The organism is Pseudoduganella aquatica, from assembly GCF_009857595.1.
GTDB classification, from domain to species: domain Bacteria; phylum Pseudomonadota; class Gammaproteobacteria; order Burkholderiales; family Burkholderiaceae_D; genus Rugamonas; species Rugamonas aquatica_A.
The window spans coordinates 1-284 of record NZ_WWCU01000149.1 but is presented as its reverse complement, the minus strand read 5'-3'; the positions used below and the strand labels follow the sequence as shown (position 1 = coordinate 284).

1 rRNA gene is annotated in these 284 nt (G+C 44.7%); it reads left to right on the top strand.

Annotation, left to right across the window (positions count from 1 at the left end):
- Positions 1 to 186 precede the first annotated feature (186 nt).
- A 16S ribosomal RNA gene (locus GTP77_RS29995) occupies positions 187 to 284 on the top strand; the annotation flags it as partial.

Here is a 284-nt window from a genome sequence, read left to right as displayed (position 1 = left end):
AGTCGATAAGTGTGGGCGTTTGATGATGATGCCGGAGGCGCAAGCCTCTTAGCTCAAATTATTAAACGCTCAACGAAAAAATTAAACGTGACCTTCGAAAGAAGGAATCGTCAGTTATTTTGAAGAGTGATTTCTTGCCAGTGGCAAGAAATCAAGACAAGTCAGCAATGACTTTAAACAGAGATTGAACTGAAGAGTTTGATCCTGGCTCAGATTGAACGCTGGCGGCATGCTTTACACATGCAAGTCGAACGGTAACAGGGAGCTTGCTCCGCTGACGAGTG